General features: G+C 66.3%; 12 protein-coding genes. 5 read left to right on the forward strand and 7 right to left on the reverse strand.

Annotation, left to right across the window (positions count from 1 at the left end; translation table 11 throughout):
* Window positions 1-1884, reverse strand: a complete 1884-nt coding sequence (locus ACOGXH_RS05875) for an ATP-dependent DNA helicase (protein ID WP_419928177.1) — start codon at window positions 1882-1884, stop codon at window positions 1-3.
* 129 nt (window positions 1885-2013) lie between these two features.
* Here ACOGXH_RS05875 and uppS point away from each other — a divergent pair, with 129 nt between their 5' ends.
* The 5 genes from uppS to dnaG all read left to right on the forward strand — a co-directional run bounded on the left by uppS (window position 2014) and on the right by dnaG (window position 8287).
* On the forward strand, window positions 2014-2709 hold the full coding sequence (gene uppS / locus ACOGXH_RS05880) for a polyprenyl diphosphate synthase (protein ID WP_419928178.1): 696 nt from the start codon (window positions 2014-2016) through the stop codon (window positions 2707-2709).
* 50 nt (window positions 2710-2759) lie between these two features.
* Window positions 2760-3473 (forward strand): DNA repair protein RecO, encoded by a 714-nt coding sequence (gene recO, locus ACOGXH_RS05885; RefSeq protein ID WP_419928179.1) that lies wholly within the window; start codon window positions 2760-2762, stop codon window positions 3471-3473.
* Between the two features lie 73 nt (window positions 3474-3546).
* Window positions 3547-4884 carry a glycine--tRNA ligase gene (locus ACOGXH_RS05890; RefSeq protein ID WP_419928180.1) on the forward strand — a complete coding sequence of 446 codons (1338 nt, stop codon included), beginning with the start codon at window positions 3547-3549 and terminating at the stop codon, window positions 4882-4884.
* A gap of 58 nt (window positions 4885-4942) precedes the next feature.
* Entirely contained in the window at window positions 4943-6409 is a 1467-nt protein-coding gene (locus ACOGXH_RS05895) for a putative PEP-binding protein (RefSeq protein ID WP_419928181.1), read from the forward strand.
* 9 nt (window positions 6410-6418) lie between these two features.
* Window positions 6419-8287 carry a DNA primase gene (gene dnaG, locus ACOGXH_RS05900; RefSeq protein ID WP_419928182.1) on the forward strand — a complete coding sequence of 623 codons (1869 nt, stop codon included), beginning with the start codon at window positions 6419-6421 and terminating at the stop codon, window positions 8285-8287.
* A 200-nt stretch (window positions 8288-8487) separates the two neighbouring features.
* On the opposite strand, the gene ACOGXH_RS05905 is transcribed toward dnaG, so the two are convergent.
* The 6 genes from ACOGXH_RS05905 to valS all read right to left on the reverse strand — a co-directional run bounded on the left by ACOGXH_RS05905 (window position 8488) and on the right by valS (window position 17336).
* Window positions 8488-9447 (reverse strand): ribonucleotide-diphosphate reductase subunit beta, encoded by a 960-nt coding sequence (locus ACOGXH_RS05905; RefSeq protein WP_419930332.1) that lies wholly within the window; start codon window positions 9445-9447, stop codon window positions 8488-8490.
* 137 nt (window positions 9448-9584) lie between these two features.
* Window positions 9585-12014 (reverse strand): ribonucleoside-diphosphate reductase subunit alpha, encoded by a 2430-nt coding sequence (locus ACOGXH_RS05910; RefSeq protein WP_419928183.1) that lies wholly within the window; start codon window positions 12012-12014, stop codon window positions 9585-9587.
* Window positions 12015-12171: 157 nt separating this feature from the next.
* Window positions 12172-13212, reverse strand: a complete 1041-nt coding sequence (locus ACOGXH_RS05915; RefSeq protein WP_419928184.1) for a sulfate/molybdate ABC transporter ATP-binding protein — start codon at window positions 13210-13212, stop codon at window positions 12172-12174.
* Complete coding sequence (modB, locus tag ACOGXH_RS05920; RefSeq protein ID WP_419928185.1) at window positions 13209-14063, reverse strand: molybdate ABC transporter permease subunit; 855 nt, start codon at window positions 14061-14063, stop codon at window positions 13209-13211. Before modB ends, ACOGXH_RS05915 begins: the two co-directional genes overlap by 4 nt.
* The gene (gene modA / locus ACOGXH_RS05925; protein WP_419928186.1) at window positions 14060-14794 is read right to left on the reverse strand and encodes a molybdate ABC transporter substrate-binding protein; all 735 of its coding nucleotides are present in this window, start codon (window positions 14792-14794) and stop codon (window positions 14060-14062) included. Before modA ends, modB begins: the two co-directional genes overlap by 4 nt.
* A 1-nt stretch (window position 14795) precedes the next feature.
* Window positions 14796-17336: a valine--tRNA ligase gene (gene valS / locus ACOGXH_RS05930; protein WP_419928187.1), complete on the reverse strand. Its 2541-nt coding sequence runs from the start codon at window positions 17334-17336 to the stop codon at window positions 14796-14798.
* Window positions 17337-17404 lie beyond the last annotated feature (68 nt).

Genomic DNA, 17404 nt, shown 5'->3' on the forward strand with positions numbered 1-17404 from the left:
TCAGACACCGTCGCGGATCGACCGCAGCAGGGTCACGGCCCGGTCCCGCTCGGCGGTGCGGGGGAATTGGGGCAGGGCTCGCACCAGCTCCCAGCGGTACCCGGCGGTGGCCATTCGGGAATCCAGCACTGCCACCACGCCCCGGTCGTCGCCCCGTCGGATCAGCCTCCCGGCTCCTTGAGCCAACCGGGTGGCGGCCCGGGGCAGGTCGACGAGGCGGAAGGCATCGCTGCCGTAACGCTCCCGCCGGGCTTCAAGCAGGGGATCGTCGGGCCGTGGGAACGGCAGCCGGTCGATTGCCACCAGCGACAGCGACTCGCCCGGCACGTCCACCCCCTGCCAGAAGCTCATGGTGGCAAACAGGCAGCTCTCCACTTCGGCGGAGAAGCGCCGCAACAGCTCAGGCTTGGGGAGGTCGCGCTGGGTGTAGATCTCGAATTCGAGCTGTTCACGGAGCACCTCGGCGGCCCGGTCCATGGCCCGGTAGCTGGTGAATAGCGCCAGGGTCCGACCTCCGGCGGCCTCAATTAGGGCAGCCAGCTCTTCATGCAGGGCTGGCTCGTAGCCGGGGTTGCGGGGATCGGGCAGGTGCTTGGCGCAATAGAGCAGGGCGTTGGCCTCATAGTCGAACGGGCTGCCCACGTCGATGGCCTCGTGCTCGTCGGAGTGCAGTCCCAAAATCTCCCCCAGATTCATGGGAATGGTGGCGCTGGTCAGCACTGAGGTTGTGTGGTTCCACAGATTCTCGGTGAGCAACTCGCCGAGTTGGACAGGGGCAATGCGCCAGGCGGGCGCCGACTCGGTGCCCGATACCCAGGCCACCTCAGCGGGCGTGGCCTCCACCGCCCGAGCCAAGTCCTCAGCGAGTGCGCCAGCGGCCAGCATGGCCCGCAGCTTTCGGGGGGCTACGTCACCGGGAGCATCGTCGGGTATCCCTCGCAGCTCGACGAGGGCCTGCTCCACCCGGCCCCGGGCTACGATGGCAACTCGCTGGAGCTCGTCGGGAAGCGGAGAGGGCAGCGGCTTGTCCCTGAATGGGGTCAGTGTCGTTCGCAAGAGCACGCCGGCGTCCTCGAGGTCGCCGGCGGCGGCCGAATCGGCCACCACGGCGCGCACTGAGCGGGCCAAGTCGTCGAATCGCCCGCCGGTAAGTGACAAGCCCGCGGTGTCGGACACGATGTCCTCCAGACCGTGGGCTTCGTCGATGACCACGGTCTCGTGCTCGGGTAGCAGCGGGGTGTCGCTGAACAGGTGCAGGCAGTAGAGGTGGGTGTTCACCACCACGATGTCGGCCACGTCTGCCCTGTGGCGGGCCTTCTCGGCGAAGCACACCGGCCCCGACGGGCAGCGCTGAGCTCCCGGGCACTCCCGGCCCGACACGCTGAGAGCATCCCAAGCCGCAGGGGAGGGCTCGAAGTCCAGTTCGGCTCGGTCGCCGGTGTCGGTTTGCCCGGCCCATACCGCCAGCCGGTTGATCTCCGCTTTGGGACCGTCGGCGATTTCCAGGCTCAACTGGTCGTCTTGGAGGTGCTCGTCCAACCGCTGTAGGCACAGATAGTTGGACCGGCCCTTGAGCACGGCAAATCGCACCGGCCGTCCTAAGGCCTCGGCGAGCTGGGGGAGGTCTTTGTCGACGAGCTGGTCTTGGAGGGTCTTGGTGGCGGTGGCCACCACCGAGGGGCCTTCACCCAGGACCAGGGGCACCAGATAGGCCAGCGACTTACCGGTTCCCGTGCCGGCGGCCACCACCAGGTGTCGTCTCGATTCCATGGCCTCGACTACTGCATGGCACATGTCCCGCTGTCCGGGCCGCCGCTCTCCTCCGCCGTCGAGCGATGAGACAGCCGCTTCCAGGGCCTTGTCTACGGCGGCGATTTCCGGCATCGCCCCGACGCTACCTGTGACCGGACGCGCAATCGCGGAGAAACCCAATTGAAGGCCCTCTCCCGCACACAATCGGGGCTCGCGGGGGAGTACCGTGCAGGTGTGGACTTGTCGGGTCATGGTCTGGATATGAATCGAATCCCTCGCCATGTCGGATGCGTGATGGACGGCAACGGGCGCTGGGCCGAGCAGCGGGGAATGGCCCGCACCGAGGGCCACGAGCAAGGCGAGCACGCCCTGTTCGATGTGATCGAGGGTGCGTTGGAGCTGGGCATCGAGTGGCTCACGGTGTATGCCTTCTCCACCGAGAATTGGAACCGGCCCGATGACGAGGTGCGCTTTCTGATGAACTTCAACCGCACGATTTTGCGGCGGCGCTGCGACGAGTTGAACGAGATGGGAGTGCGGATCCGCTTCATCGGTCGGCGCGACTGGCGGGTGCCAAAGGGTCTGATCAAAGAGATGGACGAGGCCATCGAGCTCACCGAGCACAACACGCGTATGACGCTGGCGGTGGCCTTCAATTACGGCGGCCGAGCCGAGATCGTGGATGCGGTGAAGCGCATAGCCGCCCAGCGGATTCCGTCTCGCATGATCAACGAGCGGACCATCGCCCGGCACCTCTACGACCAGGAGATGCCCGAGCCCGACCTCATCATCCGCACCTCGGGGGAATACCGGATCTCCAATTTCCTGCTGTGGGAGCTGGCCTACTCCGAGTTGGTGTTCAGCGATGTGCTGTGGCCCGACTTCACCCGCCACGACCTGTTCGCCGCCATCGCCGAATACCAGCACCGCCACCGTCGCTTCGGTCGAGTCAGATAACGGGGGCACCATGAGCCTCTTCCCGGTTAAGGAGTGAGAGGCTTGTTGCAGTGAGCCTCTATCGAGACCAGGGGATTGTGCTGCGCACCTACAAGCTGGGTGAGGCCGATCGCATCGTGGTGTTCTGCACGCGGGGCCACGGCAAGGTGCGGGCAGTGGCCAAGGGTGTTCGCAAAACCCGCAGCCGGTTCGGGGGGCGCCTTGAGCCCACTAGCCACGTGCAGGTGCAACTGCACCGGGGTCGAAGCGAGCTCGATGTGGTGACCCAGACCGAGTCCGTGGACCAGTTTCGCGCCGTGCGGGAGGACTTAGGTCGCCTCGGCAAGGCCATGGCCATGCTGGAGGCGGTCGACCGGGTGGGTGTCGACCGGGAGTCCGACGGTGCCCTGTATCGGATGCTGCTGGGCGGGCTGCGGGCGCTGGACGCAGGCGACTCGGCTCTGGTGGTGCCCGCCTTCTACCTCAAGCTCCTAGTCCACGACGGAGTGGGCCCCGAGGTGGGAGCGTGCGCGTCGTGTGGGGCCATAGACGAATTAGCGGCCTTCGACTACGGAAGCGGCGGGGTTCTGTGTCGGAACTGCCGCCGGGGATCGCCTCTGTCGCCCGACGCACTGGAGCTGTTGCGCATGGTACTGGGCGGCAGTCTCAGCGCCGCCCTGGCCCTGCCCGCCTCGCCCGCCACCGACGAAGTCGAGCACCTGGCCACCTCCGCCATGGAGCACCACCTAGAACGCCGCCTCCGCGCCGCCGGCGCCTACAGCTGAGAGGGTCGGCCCGGCGGACAGCCACCGGTTTTCGGTGCCAGCTATGGAGCTGAGGGCCGGTAGCCTGCGGCCCATGAGCAGCGGCGACGCCGAACGGGGCGCGGGCGACGATCTGATGGACAAGGTGGTGAATCTCTGCAAGCGGCGGGGGTTCGTGTACCAGTCAGCCGAGATCTACGGCGGCTTCCGCAGCGCCTACGACTATGGCCCTTTGGGGGTGCTGCTGCTGCGCAACGTGAAGGATGCCTGGTGGCGGTCCATGGTGCAGCTCCGCACCGATGTGGTCGGCCTAGACGCCTCCATCCTGTCGCCTCCCGATGTGTGGGAGGCGTCGGGACACTTGACCAACTTCACCGACCCCTTGGTGGACTGCCGCAACTGCGGTATGCGCTTTCGGGCAGACCAGTTGGAAGACCCTGAGGTCTGCCCGAGCTGCGGGGCCCGGGGCCAGTTCACCGAGGCCCGGGAATTCAACCTGATGTTCCGCACCCAGGCTGGTCCGGTGGCCGGGGCCGGGGCTGACGTTTACCTGCGGCCCGAAACCGCCCAGGGAATGTTCATCAACTTCGCCAACGTGCTGAACACCGTGCGCAACAAGCCGCCGTTTGGCATCGCCCAAATCGGCAAGTCGTTCCGCAACGAGATCACGCCGGGCAACTTCATCTTCCGCACTCGGGAGTTTGAGCAGATGGAGATGGAGTACTTCGTGCCCCCTGATGAGGCCGCCATGTGGTTCGAGTACTGGTGCGGTGCACGGATGGATTGGTACACCGATCTGGGCATCCCCACCGACAAGCTGCGGTTGAGGCCCCACGACGCCGACGAGCTGAGCCACTACTCAGCCGGCACCGCCGATGTGGAGTACCTGTTCCCGTGGGGGTGGGGCGAACTGGAGGGCATCGCCAATCGCACCGACTACGACCTCACCCAGCACTCCCAGCACTCTGGCGTCGACCTGGATTATTACGACCAGCAGGCCGACGAGCGCTACCGGCCCCACGTGATCGAGCCAGCCGCGGGGGCCACCCGCACAATGATGGCGTTTCTGCTAGCCGCCTTCGATACCGAGGAGGTGCGGGGGGAATCCCGCACGGTGCTGCGACTGCACCCTCGGCTGGCGCCCTATAAGGCGGCGGTGCTGCCCCTGTCCAAGAAGCCCGATCTCCAATCGGTGTCCGAGGAGGTGCTGGGCCTGCTCCAGCCCCGGTGGATGACCGACTACGACGTCACCCAGTCGATCGGGCGCCGCTACCGACGCCAAGACGAAATCGGCACCCCCTTCTGCGTGACCGTGGACTTCGACACCCTCGAAGACCGAGCCGTCACCGTGCGTGATCGGGACACCATGGACCAAGACCGGGTGCCCATCGACGGGCTGGCCGAGCACTTGGACGCCAAGCTCGGTCTGTGAGACAGACACGGTGACCAGCCCGGTTGTCGCTGCAGTAAACGCCGTCGGGCGTGGTGAAATGGAACAGTCTGAGGCGGTGCTGGGGGTTTCCCCCATCGACATCGAGGACTTGCTTCACGCCAAGATGGCCGACAGCCCATCAGGGCCGGTGGCTGCCCACGGGGTGGCCGCCTCACCGGGAGCGGCCTCGGGACGGGTATGCCTGTCGGTGGACGCGGTGCTCGACGCCGACGACGAAGGCGTTCCCGCCGTCTTTGTGCGCCCATTCACCACGCCGGCCGATGAAGTGGCCATGTCGGTCGCTGCGGCCATCATCACCGCCAAGGGGGGCATGGCCAGCCACGCGGCGGTAATCGCCCGGGGCTGGGGCATCCCCGCGGTGGTGGGAGTGGAGACCCTTTCGGTGGACGATGCAGCGGGGACGGCCCGACTGGGCGAGGCAGAGCTGCGCGACGGCGATCCCATCACCGTGGACGGCTCGGCAGGCACCATCATGATGGGTGCCGCCGAGGTGGACGACGTGGAGATCCCCGACGAGCTGTTCCGGCTGCTGGAGTGGGCTGACGAATTGCGCGCCGGGCGCCTGGGGGTGCGGGCTAACGCCGACGACGCCCACTCAGCCCGGCTAGCCCGGGAGTTCGGAGCGGACGGCGTAGGTTTGTGCCGCACCGAGCACATGTTCTTGGGGGAGCGGCTGCCGCTCATCCAGCGGGCCATCACCGATGGCGGGCAGGCCGCTCTGGACGCGCTGGCCGACGCCCAGGTGAACGACCTGGTCGAACTGTTGGAGGTCATGGACGGGTTGCCGGTGATCGTGAGACTGCTTGACCCGCCCTTGCACGAGTTTCTGCCCGATCATCCCGAGCTGGTCGAAGAAAATCCCATGCTCGGGGTGAGGGGCGCCCGGCTGGGGGTCCTGCGCCCTGAGCTGTACCGGTCCCAGGCCAGAGCAGCGGGTGAGGCGGCTGCCCACAGAGTGGCTGACGGCGGTGATCCACGAGTGCGGGTGATGGTGCCGCTGGTGGTGGGCGGACCCGAGCTGGCCCACGTGCGGGCCGCGGTGACCGACGAATTGGTTGGGTTCGAAAGTCGCCTGGGAGGGCGGGCCATCCCGGTGGGGGCCATGATCGAGACCCCGCGTTCGGCGCTGGCCGCGACCGAGATCGCAGGCTGCGCCGACTTCCTGTCGGTGGGCACCAATGACTTGACCCAGATGACGTTTGGTTTCAGCCGGGATGACATTGAAGCCAAGATCATGCGCCCCTACATCGACCACGGCCTGCTGGCGGCCAACCCCTTTGAGACCCTGGACACCGGCGGAGTGGGCCGACTGGTGGCCGACGCGGTGGCGGCAGCCCGCGCTGTTCGCCCCGGCATCGAGATCGGGGTGTGCGGAGAGCACGGCGGCGACCCGGCGTCGATAGCGTTCTTGGCCGCTGCTGGCGTGGACTATGTGTCCTGCTCCCCACACCGGATTCCCGTGGCACGGCTAGCGGCCGCCCAAGCTGTCGCTGGCTCCGCGTAGTCTCACACTGTGGGCATCCACGACGAAGACGTGGCCCGGGTGAGAGAGGCGACGGACATCGTCGCGGTCATCGGCGAATACGTACAGCTGAAGCGGGTGGGGCGCCGCTGGCAGGGGCTGTGCCCGTTCCATGCCGAAAAGACTCCGTCTTTCTCGGTCAACGCCGAGATGGGGGTGTACCACTGCTTCGGGTGCAAGGCCAGCGGCGACGCCATCACCTTCCTTCGGGAGGTGGAACACGCCGACTTCGTCGAGGCGGTGGAGCGACTGGCTGGCCGGGCAGGGATTGTCCTTCGCTACACCGCTCCTGGTGAAGGGGCCGACCGCCAGAAGAGGGGCAAGCTCACCGATGCACTTGAGCAGGCGGTGGAGTGGTATCACCAGCGGCTGTTGACCGCGGCCGATGCCGGCCCGGCCCGGGGCTATCTCCGCCACCGGGGCTACGACGGCGATGTGGTGCGCCAGTACAAGATGGGATGGGCCCCCGATGACTGGGACGCGCTGGCGACGGGTCTCGGGGTGGGCACCGACAAGGGAATGGCAGCGCAGGTGTTCTCTGACGCCGGCTTGGGATTCCGTAACAAGGGTGGGCGCATCCAAGACAGCTTCCGGGCTCGCTTGCTGTTTCCCATCTTCGATCCCAGCGGCAAGCCAGTGGGCTTCGGCGGACGGGTGCTTCCCGGCGGGGATGGTCCCAAGTACAAGAACTCGGTGGACAACACCGTGTATCGCAAGTCCCGGGTGCTGTACGGGCTCAATTGGGCCAAACAGGACATAGTGAACGCCGGTGAGGTGATTGTGTGCGAGGGCTACACCGACGTGATCGGTTTCGCCCAGGCCGGCATCGCCCGAGCGGTGGCTACCTGCGGAACCGCCCTAACCGAGGACCACGTTCGGGTGCTACGCAGGTTCGCCCCCCGCATCGTGTTGGCCTTCGACGCGGACTCCGCTGGTCAGACCGCGGCCGAGCGATTCTCTCAGTGGGAGCACGCCTTCGAGCTGGAGGTGGCGGTGGCCGACCTGCCTCCCGGGGCTGATCCCGGCGATTTGGCCCAGAACGATCCGGAGCGGCTGGCGGCCGCGGTCTCTGATGCGGTGGACTTCATGGACTTCCGCATCAACCGGGTATTGGGCGAGGCCGACCTATCGACGGTCAAGGGCCAGGTCCGGGCGGGGGAAAGGGCCGCCCGTCTGGTGTCCGAGCACCCCAACCCGGAGATCCGGGACAAGTACTTGGTGGAGGTAGCCGACCGCTGCTCGGTGAACGCCGACCACCTGCGGAACGTGGCAGCCGATGCTCGCCGCCCCGGCCCACGCCGGGCATCCCGACCCGCGGCGGAAGACGCCCCCCACCCGGCTGACACAGGGCATGAGTCCAGTGGCAACCGTGGCGACTACTCGGAATTCGAGGGCGATGGGGCCAATGAGAGCCCTCCTCCCAACAACGTGGAGCGCCAAGTGCTGTGGCTGGCGGCCAACGAGCCCGATGGGGTGTGGCCGGAGATCGGTCCCGAGCTATTCCACCATCCTCTCTATCGGGGGGTATTCGAGGCTCTGCTGGAATACCCCGATATGGACACGCTGCTGGCTGAGGCAGACCCAAGGGTGACAGAGCTCATGCGGGAGCTGGTGGTGGATGAGGACGAGGAGCTGCGGACGAGTCGCCATCGACAGGACGTTGTGATGGCCATCTTGTTGTATGAGGAGGCCCAGCGGGAGTTGGCCTACCTGGAGCGCCAAGCCCGTACCGGCTCAGCCGACGAGGAGCTGCTGCGCCGGGTGGCCAGCCTGAAGACGTCTATGGACCAACTCCGGGAATCGGAGTGGGAGTCCGAACAGGCCCGGGCCCTGCTAGAGCTGCTGCGGCCGGGGACGTAGGCGGCGGCCTTTTGCTTCTCTGATTCATCCGGCATCCACCCGGAATCCTCACGGTGCCCGTAGCCTGATAGAAGATCCCTCAACGGGGTAAGTGCGCCCCTGGGCTGCCCCCCTCCGGCCCAGGGGCGCAGCGCGTCCGGCCAACAGATGAATCCAGCAACGGTTTGTCGCCGAGGGGTGCCCCAGAGGGGCGATGCCGGTTAGAAGTCCTCGTCGAAGGCGACGTCGCCCTCTACACCCACTTGGTAGGAGGCCACGGTGCGCTCGAAGAAGTTGGTCAGCTCCTGCACATCTTGGAGTTCCATGAACGAGAACGGGTTCTTGGCGGCGAACTGCTTGGGAAGACCCAATTGGCTGAGGCGCTGGTCGGCCACGAATTCCAAGTAGCGGCGGGTGTCGGCCACCGACATGCCAGGCACGCCCTGGCCTAGCAGATCCTCGGCGAATTGGTACTCGCAGTCGACTGCCTCGCAGATCATGGTGGTGACCTGCTCGCTGAGCTCGGTGTCGAACAGTTCGGGCTCCTCGGCCCGAACTGTGTTCACCACCTCAAGGGCGAAGTTCATGTGACAGCTCTCATCGCGGAACACCCAGTTGGTGCCCGCGGCCAGCCCGTTCAACAACCCCTTGGACCGCAAGAAGTACACGTAGGCGAACGCCGCGAAGAAGAACAGCCCCTCGATGCAGGTGGCGAAGCAGATCAAATTCAACAGGAACTGACGGCGCTGCTGAGGGGTGTCGCACTGGTCGATGTCGTCCATCGAGTTCATCCACCGGAAGCAGAACTCGGCCTTTTTGCGAATGGAGGGAATGTTGTCGATGGCGGCGAACGCGGCCTCCCGCTCGTCGAGGTCGGGGATGTAGTTGTCGAGCAGGGTCAGGTAGAACTGGACGTGCAGCGCCTCCTCGTAGAGCTGCCGGGACAGATACATCCGAGCCTCGGGGGCGTTGACGTGTTTATAGAGGTTCAGCACCAGGTTGTTGGCCACGATGGAGTCGCCGGTGGCGAAGAACGCCACCAGCCGATTCACCAGGTGCTTCTCCGCGGGGAGAAGGGTGCGCTCCAGATCGACCAAGTCATCGGAGAAGTCGATTTCATCCACCGTCCAGGTGTTCTTGATGGCGTCGCGGTACATGTCGAAGAACTGGGGATAGCGCATGGGGCGAAGCGTCAGCTTGAAGCCGGGATCAAGGATCCGCCCTAGGGCTGGAGTCGTCGCAGGTGCCGGAGGCGTCGGATCTGATGTCGGGTTGAGGCCCAGGTCTTCTTCAATAAATGGGGTTTCTGCCAGAGCCATTATTCGCATGCCTCACAGGTCTCGGGGTTTTCCAGGGAGCAGGCCACCGCCTCGGCGTCGGTTACTGGGGCAGATGCAGGGACTGTGGGAGTGCCGCCGGTGGTGGTCTGGTTGATCCGGGTGGCCGGTCGGGATCTCAGGTAGTAGGTGGTTTTCAGCCCTGACTTCCAAGCGTGCGAGTACATAGAGCTGAGCTTGCCGATGGTGGGCGACTCCATGAACAAGTTGAGCGACTGGGACTGGTCGATGAATGCCCCCCGGTCGGCGGCCATGTCGATGAGCGAGCGCTGGGGGAGTTCCCACGCAGTGCGGTACACCGCCTTGAGGCCGTCGGGGATGCGCTCGATGTCGGCCACCGAGCCCTCGGACCGCTTTACATCGGCGATCATCTGGTCGTCCCACAGGCCCAACTCTTGGAGATCGCTGACCAGATAGCGGTTGATCTGCAAGAACTCGCCGGAGAGGGTCTCCCGCTTGAACAGATTGGACACCTGGGGCTCGATGCACTCGTAGCACCCGGCGATGGAGGCGATGGTGGCGGTGGGGGCGATGGCGATGAGCAGGGAGTTGCGGAGGCCGTGCTCGGCGATTCGGTCCCGCAGCGTTTGCCACCGGGCCGGATCGGAGGACTCCTTGCCCCACAGGTCGAATTGGAGCTGGCCGCTGGCCGCCCGGGTCTCGGGGAACGCCGAATGGGGTCCGTGCTTCTCGGCCAGCTCGGTAGAGGCCCACAAGGCGTTGAAATAGATCTCCTCGGAGATGCGGGCCGACAGTCGGCGGGCCTCGTCGCTGTCAAAGGGCATGGCCAGATGGAAGAACACGTCTTGGAGGCCCATCAGGCCCAGGCCCACTGGGCGCCATTTGGCGTTGGAGTTGGCCGCCTCGGAGGTGGGATAGAAGTTGATGTCGATTACCCGGTCCAAGAAGGGCACCACGCTGCGGACGACGCTGCCGAGCCGCTCGAAGTCCATCGTGCCGGAGTCGGTGTCGACAAACGCTCCCAGGTTGACCGACCCCAGGTTGCATACTGCGGTCTCATCGGCGCTGGTGACTTCGATGATCTCGGTGCACAGGTTGGACAGGTGTACGGTGCGGCCTTCTTGGCCGGTTTGATTGCACCGCAGATTGGAGGCGTCTTTGAAGGTCATCCAGCCGTTGCCAGTCTGGGCCAGGCACCGCATCATCCGGCTGTAGAGCTGGCGGGCGGGGAGCTGGCGCTCGTACAGCCCGGCAGCCTCGGCTTCTGCATAAGCCTCCCGGAACTCATCACCATAGAGGTCGGTGAAGTGGGGAACCTTCTTGGGGTCAAACAGCGACCACTGCCAGTCCTGTTCCACTCGCTCCATGAACAGGTCGGGTACCCAGTTGGCCAGATTGAGATTGTGGGCTCGGCGGTTGTGGTCGCCGGTGTTCTCCTTGAGCTCCAAGAAGTCCTCGATGTCGGCGTGCCAAGTCTCCAGGTACACGCAGGCCGCGCCCTTGCGCTTACCCCCCTGGTTGACGGCGGCTACCGAGCTGTCCAGGGTCTTTAGCCATGGCACGATGCCGTTGGACAGGCCGTTGGTGCCCTTGATGAGCGATCCCTTGGAGCGGATGCGGTGCCAGGCCACGCCAATGCCGCCGGCGAACTTGGAGAGGCGGGCAATGTCGGTGTAGCGCTGGTAGATGCCCTCGAGGCTGTCTTCGGGGGAGTCGAGCAGGTAGCACGACGACATCTGCGGGTGGGCGGTACCGGAGTTGAACAGCGTCGGGCTCGACGGGAGGTAAGCCAGCGAGCTCATCAGGTCGTAGAAGGCGATGGCTTCATCGGCGTCGGCCGAGAGGCCGCAGGCCACCCGTAGGAAGAAGTACTGGGGTGTCTCGATCACCAGTCGGGTGTCGGGATGGCGCAGCAGATAGCGGTCGTACACCGTGCGCAGGCCGAAGAATTCGAAATTCCGGTCGCGCAGCGAGCTGATGGAGGCGTTCAGCGCGGGGGCGTGCTTTTCGGCGAAATCGGCGGTCTCATCGCTGATCAGGCCCAGGCTGTGGCCGGTTTTGATCGACTCGGTGAACCAGGGAATGTTCTGGTTGCGGACTTCTTTGTCGATGCAGGTGGACAGGAGCCGGGCGGCCAGCTTGGAGTAGTTGGGCTCGGTGACGATGAGCCCGGCTGCGGTGCGGATGGACAACTCGTCTAGCTCCCGGGTGGTGGCCCCGTCGGCTAGGGCGGAGATGGTTCGTGTGGCCACCCTCATCGGGTCGACGCCCACTAGTCCCTCGGCACAGCGGGCCACCGCATTGACGATCTTGTTGACGTCTACCGGCTCCAGCTCGCCGTTGCGCTTGCGCACCCGCATCCCGGTCGCGCTGGCGGCATGGTCTCCGTTCTGGTCGGCATCGGTCCCATTCGTGCTTACTGCGGCCAGTGGCTCCTGTATGAGTGTCATCAGTCCCCCCTGCGGATGAGGCTTTTCGGCGGTCAGCCCGAAGTCCTATGAGTGTAATTACACCGGAAAAATTACGCAATAGTCATTGAATCTTAGGTTCATGACCAGGGGGTTTTAAATGACGCTGAGAAAAAGTGGGCTTGTAGGCGCGCGCGGACTAGGCGTCTCGGACCGTCAATTCGGTGGCCTTGAGGGCTGCCCAGCACCGCGTTCCGGCGTCTAGGCCAAGCTCGCCCACAGCTTGGGGTGTTACCCACACCTGGCACGGGACCGGGGCGCCCAGAAGAACTCGGACCCGGTCGCTCTCGGGCTGGATGCGGGCCACTTCGGCCTGCCAGGTGTTGCGGGCGCTGGTGTGGGGCTCGGTCGTTGACAGAGTCACAGCCGCGGGGGAGAAGGTGACCAGCACCGGGCCATTCATGGGAGTGGCGGTGGTGAGTGAGAGGCCGCCGTCTAGGGCCACCTCTGTGCCGGTGGCGGTCCCGGTGAGCAGGTTGATGTCGAGCAGTCCGGCGGTCCACGGCGTACGGGGATCGGCGGCCACTTCATCGGGGGTGCCGGTCTGAACGATCTCACCCCTCTCCATCACCAGGAGTTGATCGGCTAGCAACCGAGTCTCCACCGGATCGTGGGTGATCAGCACCCGGGTGGCTTCGATGTCGGCCAGCAAGTGGCGCACGTCGGTGCGGGTTTCGGCGTCAAGTGAGGCCAAGGACTCATCGAGCAGCAGGACGTCTGGCTGACAGGCCGCTGCCCGGGCCAGGCCCACCCGCTGCGCCTGTCCGCCCGATAGCTGTGTGGGACGCAGTCCAGCCAGGTCGATCAACCCCAGCTTGTCGAGCCACTCTTCGGCTCGCCGACGGGCTTGGCGGGCAGCCTCGCCGGAGCACCGGGGGCCGAACGCCACGTTGTCCACCACGCTGAGGTGGGGAAACAGCAGATTGTGCTGGCTGTGTAGGGCGATGGGGCGGCGGTTGGAGGGAACGTGAACTCCCTGGGCGGCGTCGTCGACCAGCTGTCCGGCCAGCACGATCCTGCCCTTCTGAAGGGGAATCAAGCCGGCCAGCGCGTGGATCAATGTGGTTTTGCCCGCCCCGTTGGGTCCGACGATGGCGGTGCAACTCCCGGTCGGTGCTTCGAAGGCGGCATCAATCGAAAAGCCTCCCGTGGTGGCATGGACCTCGGCTTGGATGCTCATGAGGGGGACGACTCCGGCGAGCTCTGCTGTTGGGGAGTGCGGGGAGCGATCCAGCGGTGGCGCAGGCCGATGAGGATGAGCAGTGACACTCCAATCAGCAGCACCGACATGGCGATGGCCGCCTCGGGCTGGCCGGCCTCGTTGGCCTGGGCGATGGCCAGCGGCAGCGTTCGGGTGCGGCCCGGATGGTTGCCGGCAAAGGTAATGGTGGCCCCGAACTCGCCCAGGGCTCGGGCCCACGACAGGGTGGCCCCCGCGGCCAGCGACGGGGCCAGCAGCGGCAGAGTGATCCGGCGCAGCACCGTCCAGCGACCGGCGCCCAGGGTAGAGGCGGCCGACTCCAGCCGGGGGTCGAGCTGGCGCAAGCCGGCCTCGGCGGTGATCACGAAGAATGGCATCGACACGAACGCGGCGGCGATCACCGCGCCCGCGGTGGTGCCGATGAGGGTGTCGAGGCCGAACCAGTTGTGCAGGGCCCGGCCGACGAGACCCCGGCGACCGAGGGCGAAGAACAGGGCGATGCCGCCCACCACCGGGGGCAGGACCATGGGCAGCAGCACCACGGCCCGCACCAGCGCCCGGCCTCGAAACGACAGCCGGGCCAACACCCAGGCCAGCGGAAGCCCGAGCGCCACCGATATAGCCGCGGCCAGAAGCGACACCACCACCGACACCCGGAGAGCCTCCAGGGTGGCCGCTTCGCCCAGCGTGGTGCCCAGCGACGACCAGGGGGCCCGCTGCAACAGGCCCACGAGGGGCAACGCCAAGATGGCGACTGCGATGACAGCCATCACCAAGATGGCGATCGGCGGTCGGCGATTCGGTTCTCGGGAGGCGGGACGGCTGGTCATGGTGATTCGAATCCATGGCTTCGGAGTATGCGCTGACCGTCAGGCCCGAGGACGAAGTCCACGAATTCGGCGGCAACAGCCCGGTCGCTAACCGGGGCCACTGGATAGTCGTTGAACCTGATCTGGGGTCCGAGGGGCACTTCGGCCACTTTGTCGCCGCCAGCGGCCACGTCGGTGGCATACACCAGCCCGGCGTCGGCCTCGCCCAGCGTCACCTTGGTGAGCACGGCCCGCACGCTTGTTTCCTCGGTGTCGGCGTCGAGGTTGACCCCGGCGTCCAACAGCACAGCCCGGGCGAGGGCGCCACAGGGAACCTCGGGGGCGCACACTGCCAATACCAGACCGTCTTCGGACAGGTCTTCCAGCCCAGTCACGTTGCCGGGATTGTCGATTGGCACCACCAAAGCCAGTCGGTTGCGGACGAACAAGACCGGGGGTGCGGCGGTGCGTCCTTCGGCCACAACCCGACTCATGGTGGCGGCGTTGGCTGATGCGAACACGTCGGCTCGGGCCCCGGCGCTGATCTGGGCCGCCAGCCGGGCGCTGCCCGCGAAGTTGAGCTTCACGTCGACGTCGGGGTTGGCGTTGTCGTACTCGGTGGCCAAGTCTTCGAACGCTTCCGACAGCGACGCCGCCGCGTACACCGTCACGGTGGTCTTGTCTCCACCCCCGCATCCTGTCACCAACCAGGCCAGAACCCCGGCCAGAACACCGAGGCCCAGTGCGCGCATGTCAGGCCGCGGACTCGGTTTCCAGCTCCGCCGTCACCGACAGCTCCGGGCCCACCGCGGTGAGCAGTTCCAGGCACCGTCCTGCGTCGGCCACGTCGTCGGCCACCTGCTCCAAGATGGCCAGCCGCTCGGCGGTGTCGGTGACGGTGGCGGTGGTGACCGCGGTGGCCAGCCGCACTTTGGCGTCGCTCTTTATCCGGCGGATCTCCCGCAGCGTGTCGGCCGCTACCACGGCGGCCTCGGGGTTCACATCGCCGGCCGCGGCCCGCAGCTCCGCGGCATCGGGCCACGGGGAGCGGTGGACCGAGCCCTGTTGCCACCACGACCACACTTCTTCGGTCACATAGGGAAGGAACGGGGCGAACAGCTTGAGGTAGGCGGTGAGGGCGGTCTCCAAGGTGTAGCGGGCCGACTCGCCGGCCGCCCCGCCCCGGCCGCCATAGGCCCGGTTTTTGACCAGCTCCAGGTAATCGTCGGTGAACGACCAGAACGAGGTCTCCGAGCTCTCCAGGGCTCGGGCGTAGTCGCCCTTTTCGAATGCGGCCGTGGCGTCGTCGATCAGATTGGCCAGATGGCCGAGCAGGGCCCGGTCGAGGGTTTCGGTGGCCTGGGCGTGGGCCGTGGGTTCCTGGCCGAGCACGAACCGGCTGGCGTTGAGGATCTTCACCGCAAGGCGCCGGCCCACCTTCATCTGGCCCTCCTCGAAGGCGGTGTCGGTGCCGGGCCGTCCCGACGAGGCCCAGTAGCGCAGTGCGTCGGCCCCGAAGGCCTCCAGGGTGTCCATGGGGGTGACCACATTGCCCTTCGACTTGGACATTTTCTTGCGGTCGGGGTCGAGCACCCAGCCGGAGATGGCCGCGGTGGACCACGGCAAACCGTCGTGCTCGAAGTGGGCCCGGGTCACGGTGGCAAACAGCCAGGTGCGGATGATCTCGTGGGCCTGGGGGCGCAGGTCCATGGGGAAAGTTCGCTCGAACAGGTCGGGGTCGTCCTCCCAATAGCAGGCGATCTGGGGGCTGAGCGAAGAGGTGGCCCAGGTATCCATCACATCGGGGTCGGCGGCAAAGCCCCCGGGTTGGTCCCGCTGTTCCTCGGTGTAACCCGGAGGTGTGTCGGAAGAGGGGTCGATGGGGAGGCTGGCCTCGTCGGCGGCGATGGGGTGGTCGTAGTCGGGCTGTCCGTCGGCATCCAGCGGATACCAGATGGGGAAGGGGACGCCAAAGAAGCGCTGGCGGCTGATGAGCCAGTCGCCGTTCAACCCGCCAACCCAGTTCTCATAGCGGACCCGCATGTGTTCGGGCACCCAGTTGAGCTCCCGGCCCCGCTGGATGAGGGCGTCGCGCAGGGCCTGATCGCGCCCGCCGTTGCGGATGTACCACTGGCGGGAGGTGACGATCTCGAGGGGGCGCTGGCCCTTCTCGAAGAACTTCACCGGGTGAGTGATGGGCTGGGGATCGCCGATCAGCTCGCCCGACTCGGTGAGCAGTTCGACCATGCGTTGCTGGGCGCCGTGGATGGTGCGCCCGGCTATCTCGGCATAGGGAGCGGGGTCGACGCCGTCGGGAGCATCGGCCACGATGCGGCCGCCTCGGTCGACGATGGCCCGCACCGGCAGGTCCAACTCCCGCCACCAAGTCACGTCGGTGGTGTCGCCGAAGGTGCAGATCATGGCCGTGCCGGTGCCCTTTTCGGGGTCGGCCAACTCGTGGGCCACCATGGGCACAGACGCCTTGAACAGCGGAGTGGTGATGGTCTGGCCAAACAGGGGCTGGTAGCGCTGGTCGTCGGGATGGGCCACCACGGCCACGCAAGCGGCCAGAAGTTCCGGGCGGGTGGTATCAATCAGCAGGTCGCGGCCGTCGGGGCGCTTGAAGGCCAGGCGGTGGTAGGCGCCGGGGCGCTCCCGGTCTTCCAGCTCGGCCTGGGCCACCGCGGTGCGGAAGGTCACGTCCCAGAGGCTGGGAGCTTCGCTCTGGTAGGCCTCGCCCCGGGCCAGGTTGCGGAGGAAGGCCCGCTGGGAGGCTCGGCGGCTGCGCTCGTCGATGGTGGCGTAAGTGAGGCTCCAGTCGATGGACAGGCCCAGGCGGCGCCAGAGTTCCTCGAAGGCCTGCTCGTCGGTGGCAGTGAGCTGTTCGCACAATTCGACGAAGTTGCGCCGCGAGATGGGGAGCTGGTCTTTGCCGGGCTCGTCGGGGGGCTGGAAGTGGGGGTCGTAGGGAAGGGAGGGGTCGCAGCGCACGCCGAAGTAGTTCTGCACCCGACGCTCGGTGGGCAGGCCGTTGTCGTCCCAGCCCATGGGGTAGTACACCTGCTTGCCCTGCATGCGGCGGTAGCGGGCGAGGGTGTCGGTGTGGGTGTAGCTGAAGATGTGACCCACGTGGAGGCTGCCGCTGACCGTGGGGGGCGGGGTGTCGATGGAATAGACCTGGTCGCGGGTCGCGGTGCGGTCGAACCTATACGTGCCGTTGGCTTCCCAGATTTCGTCCCACTTGGCTTCGAGGCCCTCGAGCGCGGGCTTCTCGGGGACGTTGCGGGCGGTCATCGCCTGGTCATCGTACTGCTGTATTGGTGGCGGGTTGCAGTCGTTACGCGTGGGGTTGTTGGCACCAC

The sequence above is a fragment of the Candidatus Poriferisocius sp. genome (assembly GCF_965208355.1).
In the GTDB taxonomy this organism is placed as follows: domain Bacteria; phylum Actinomycetota; class Acidimicrobiia; order Acidimicrobiales; family Bin134; genus Poriferisocius.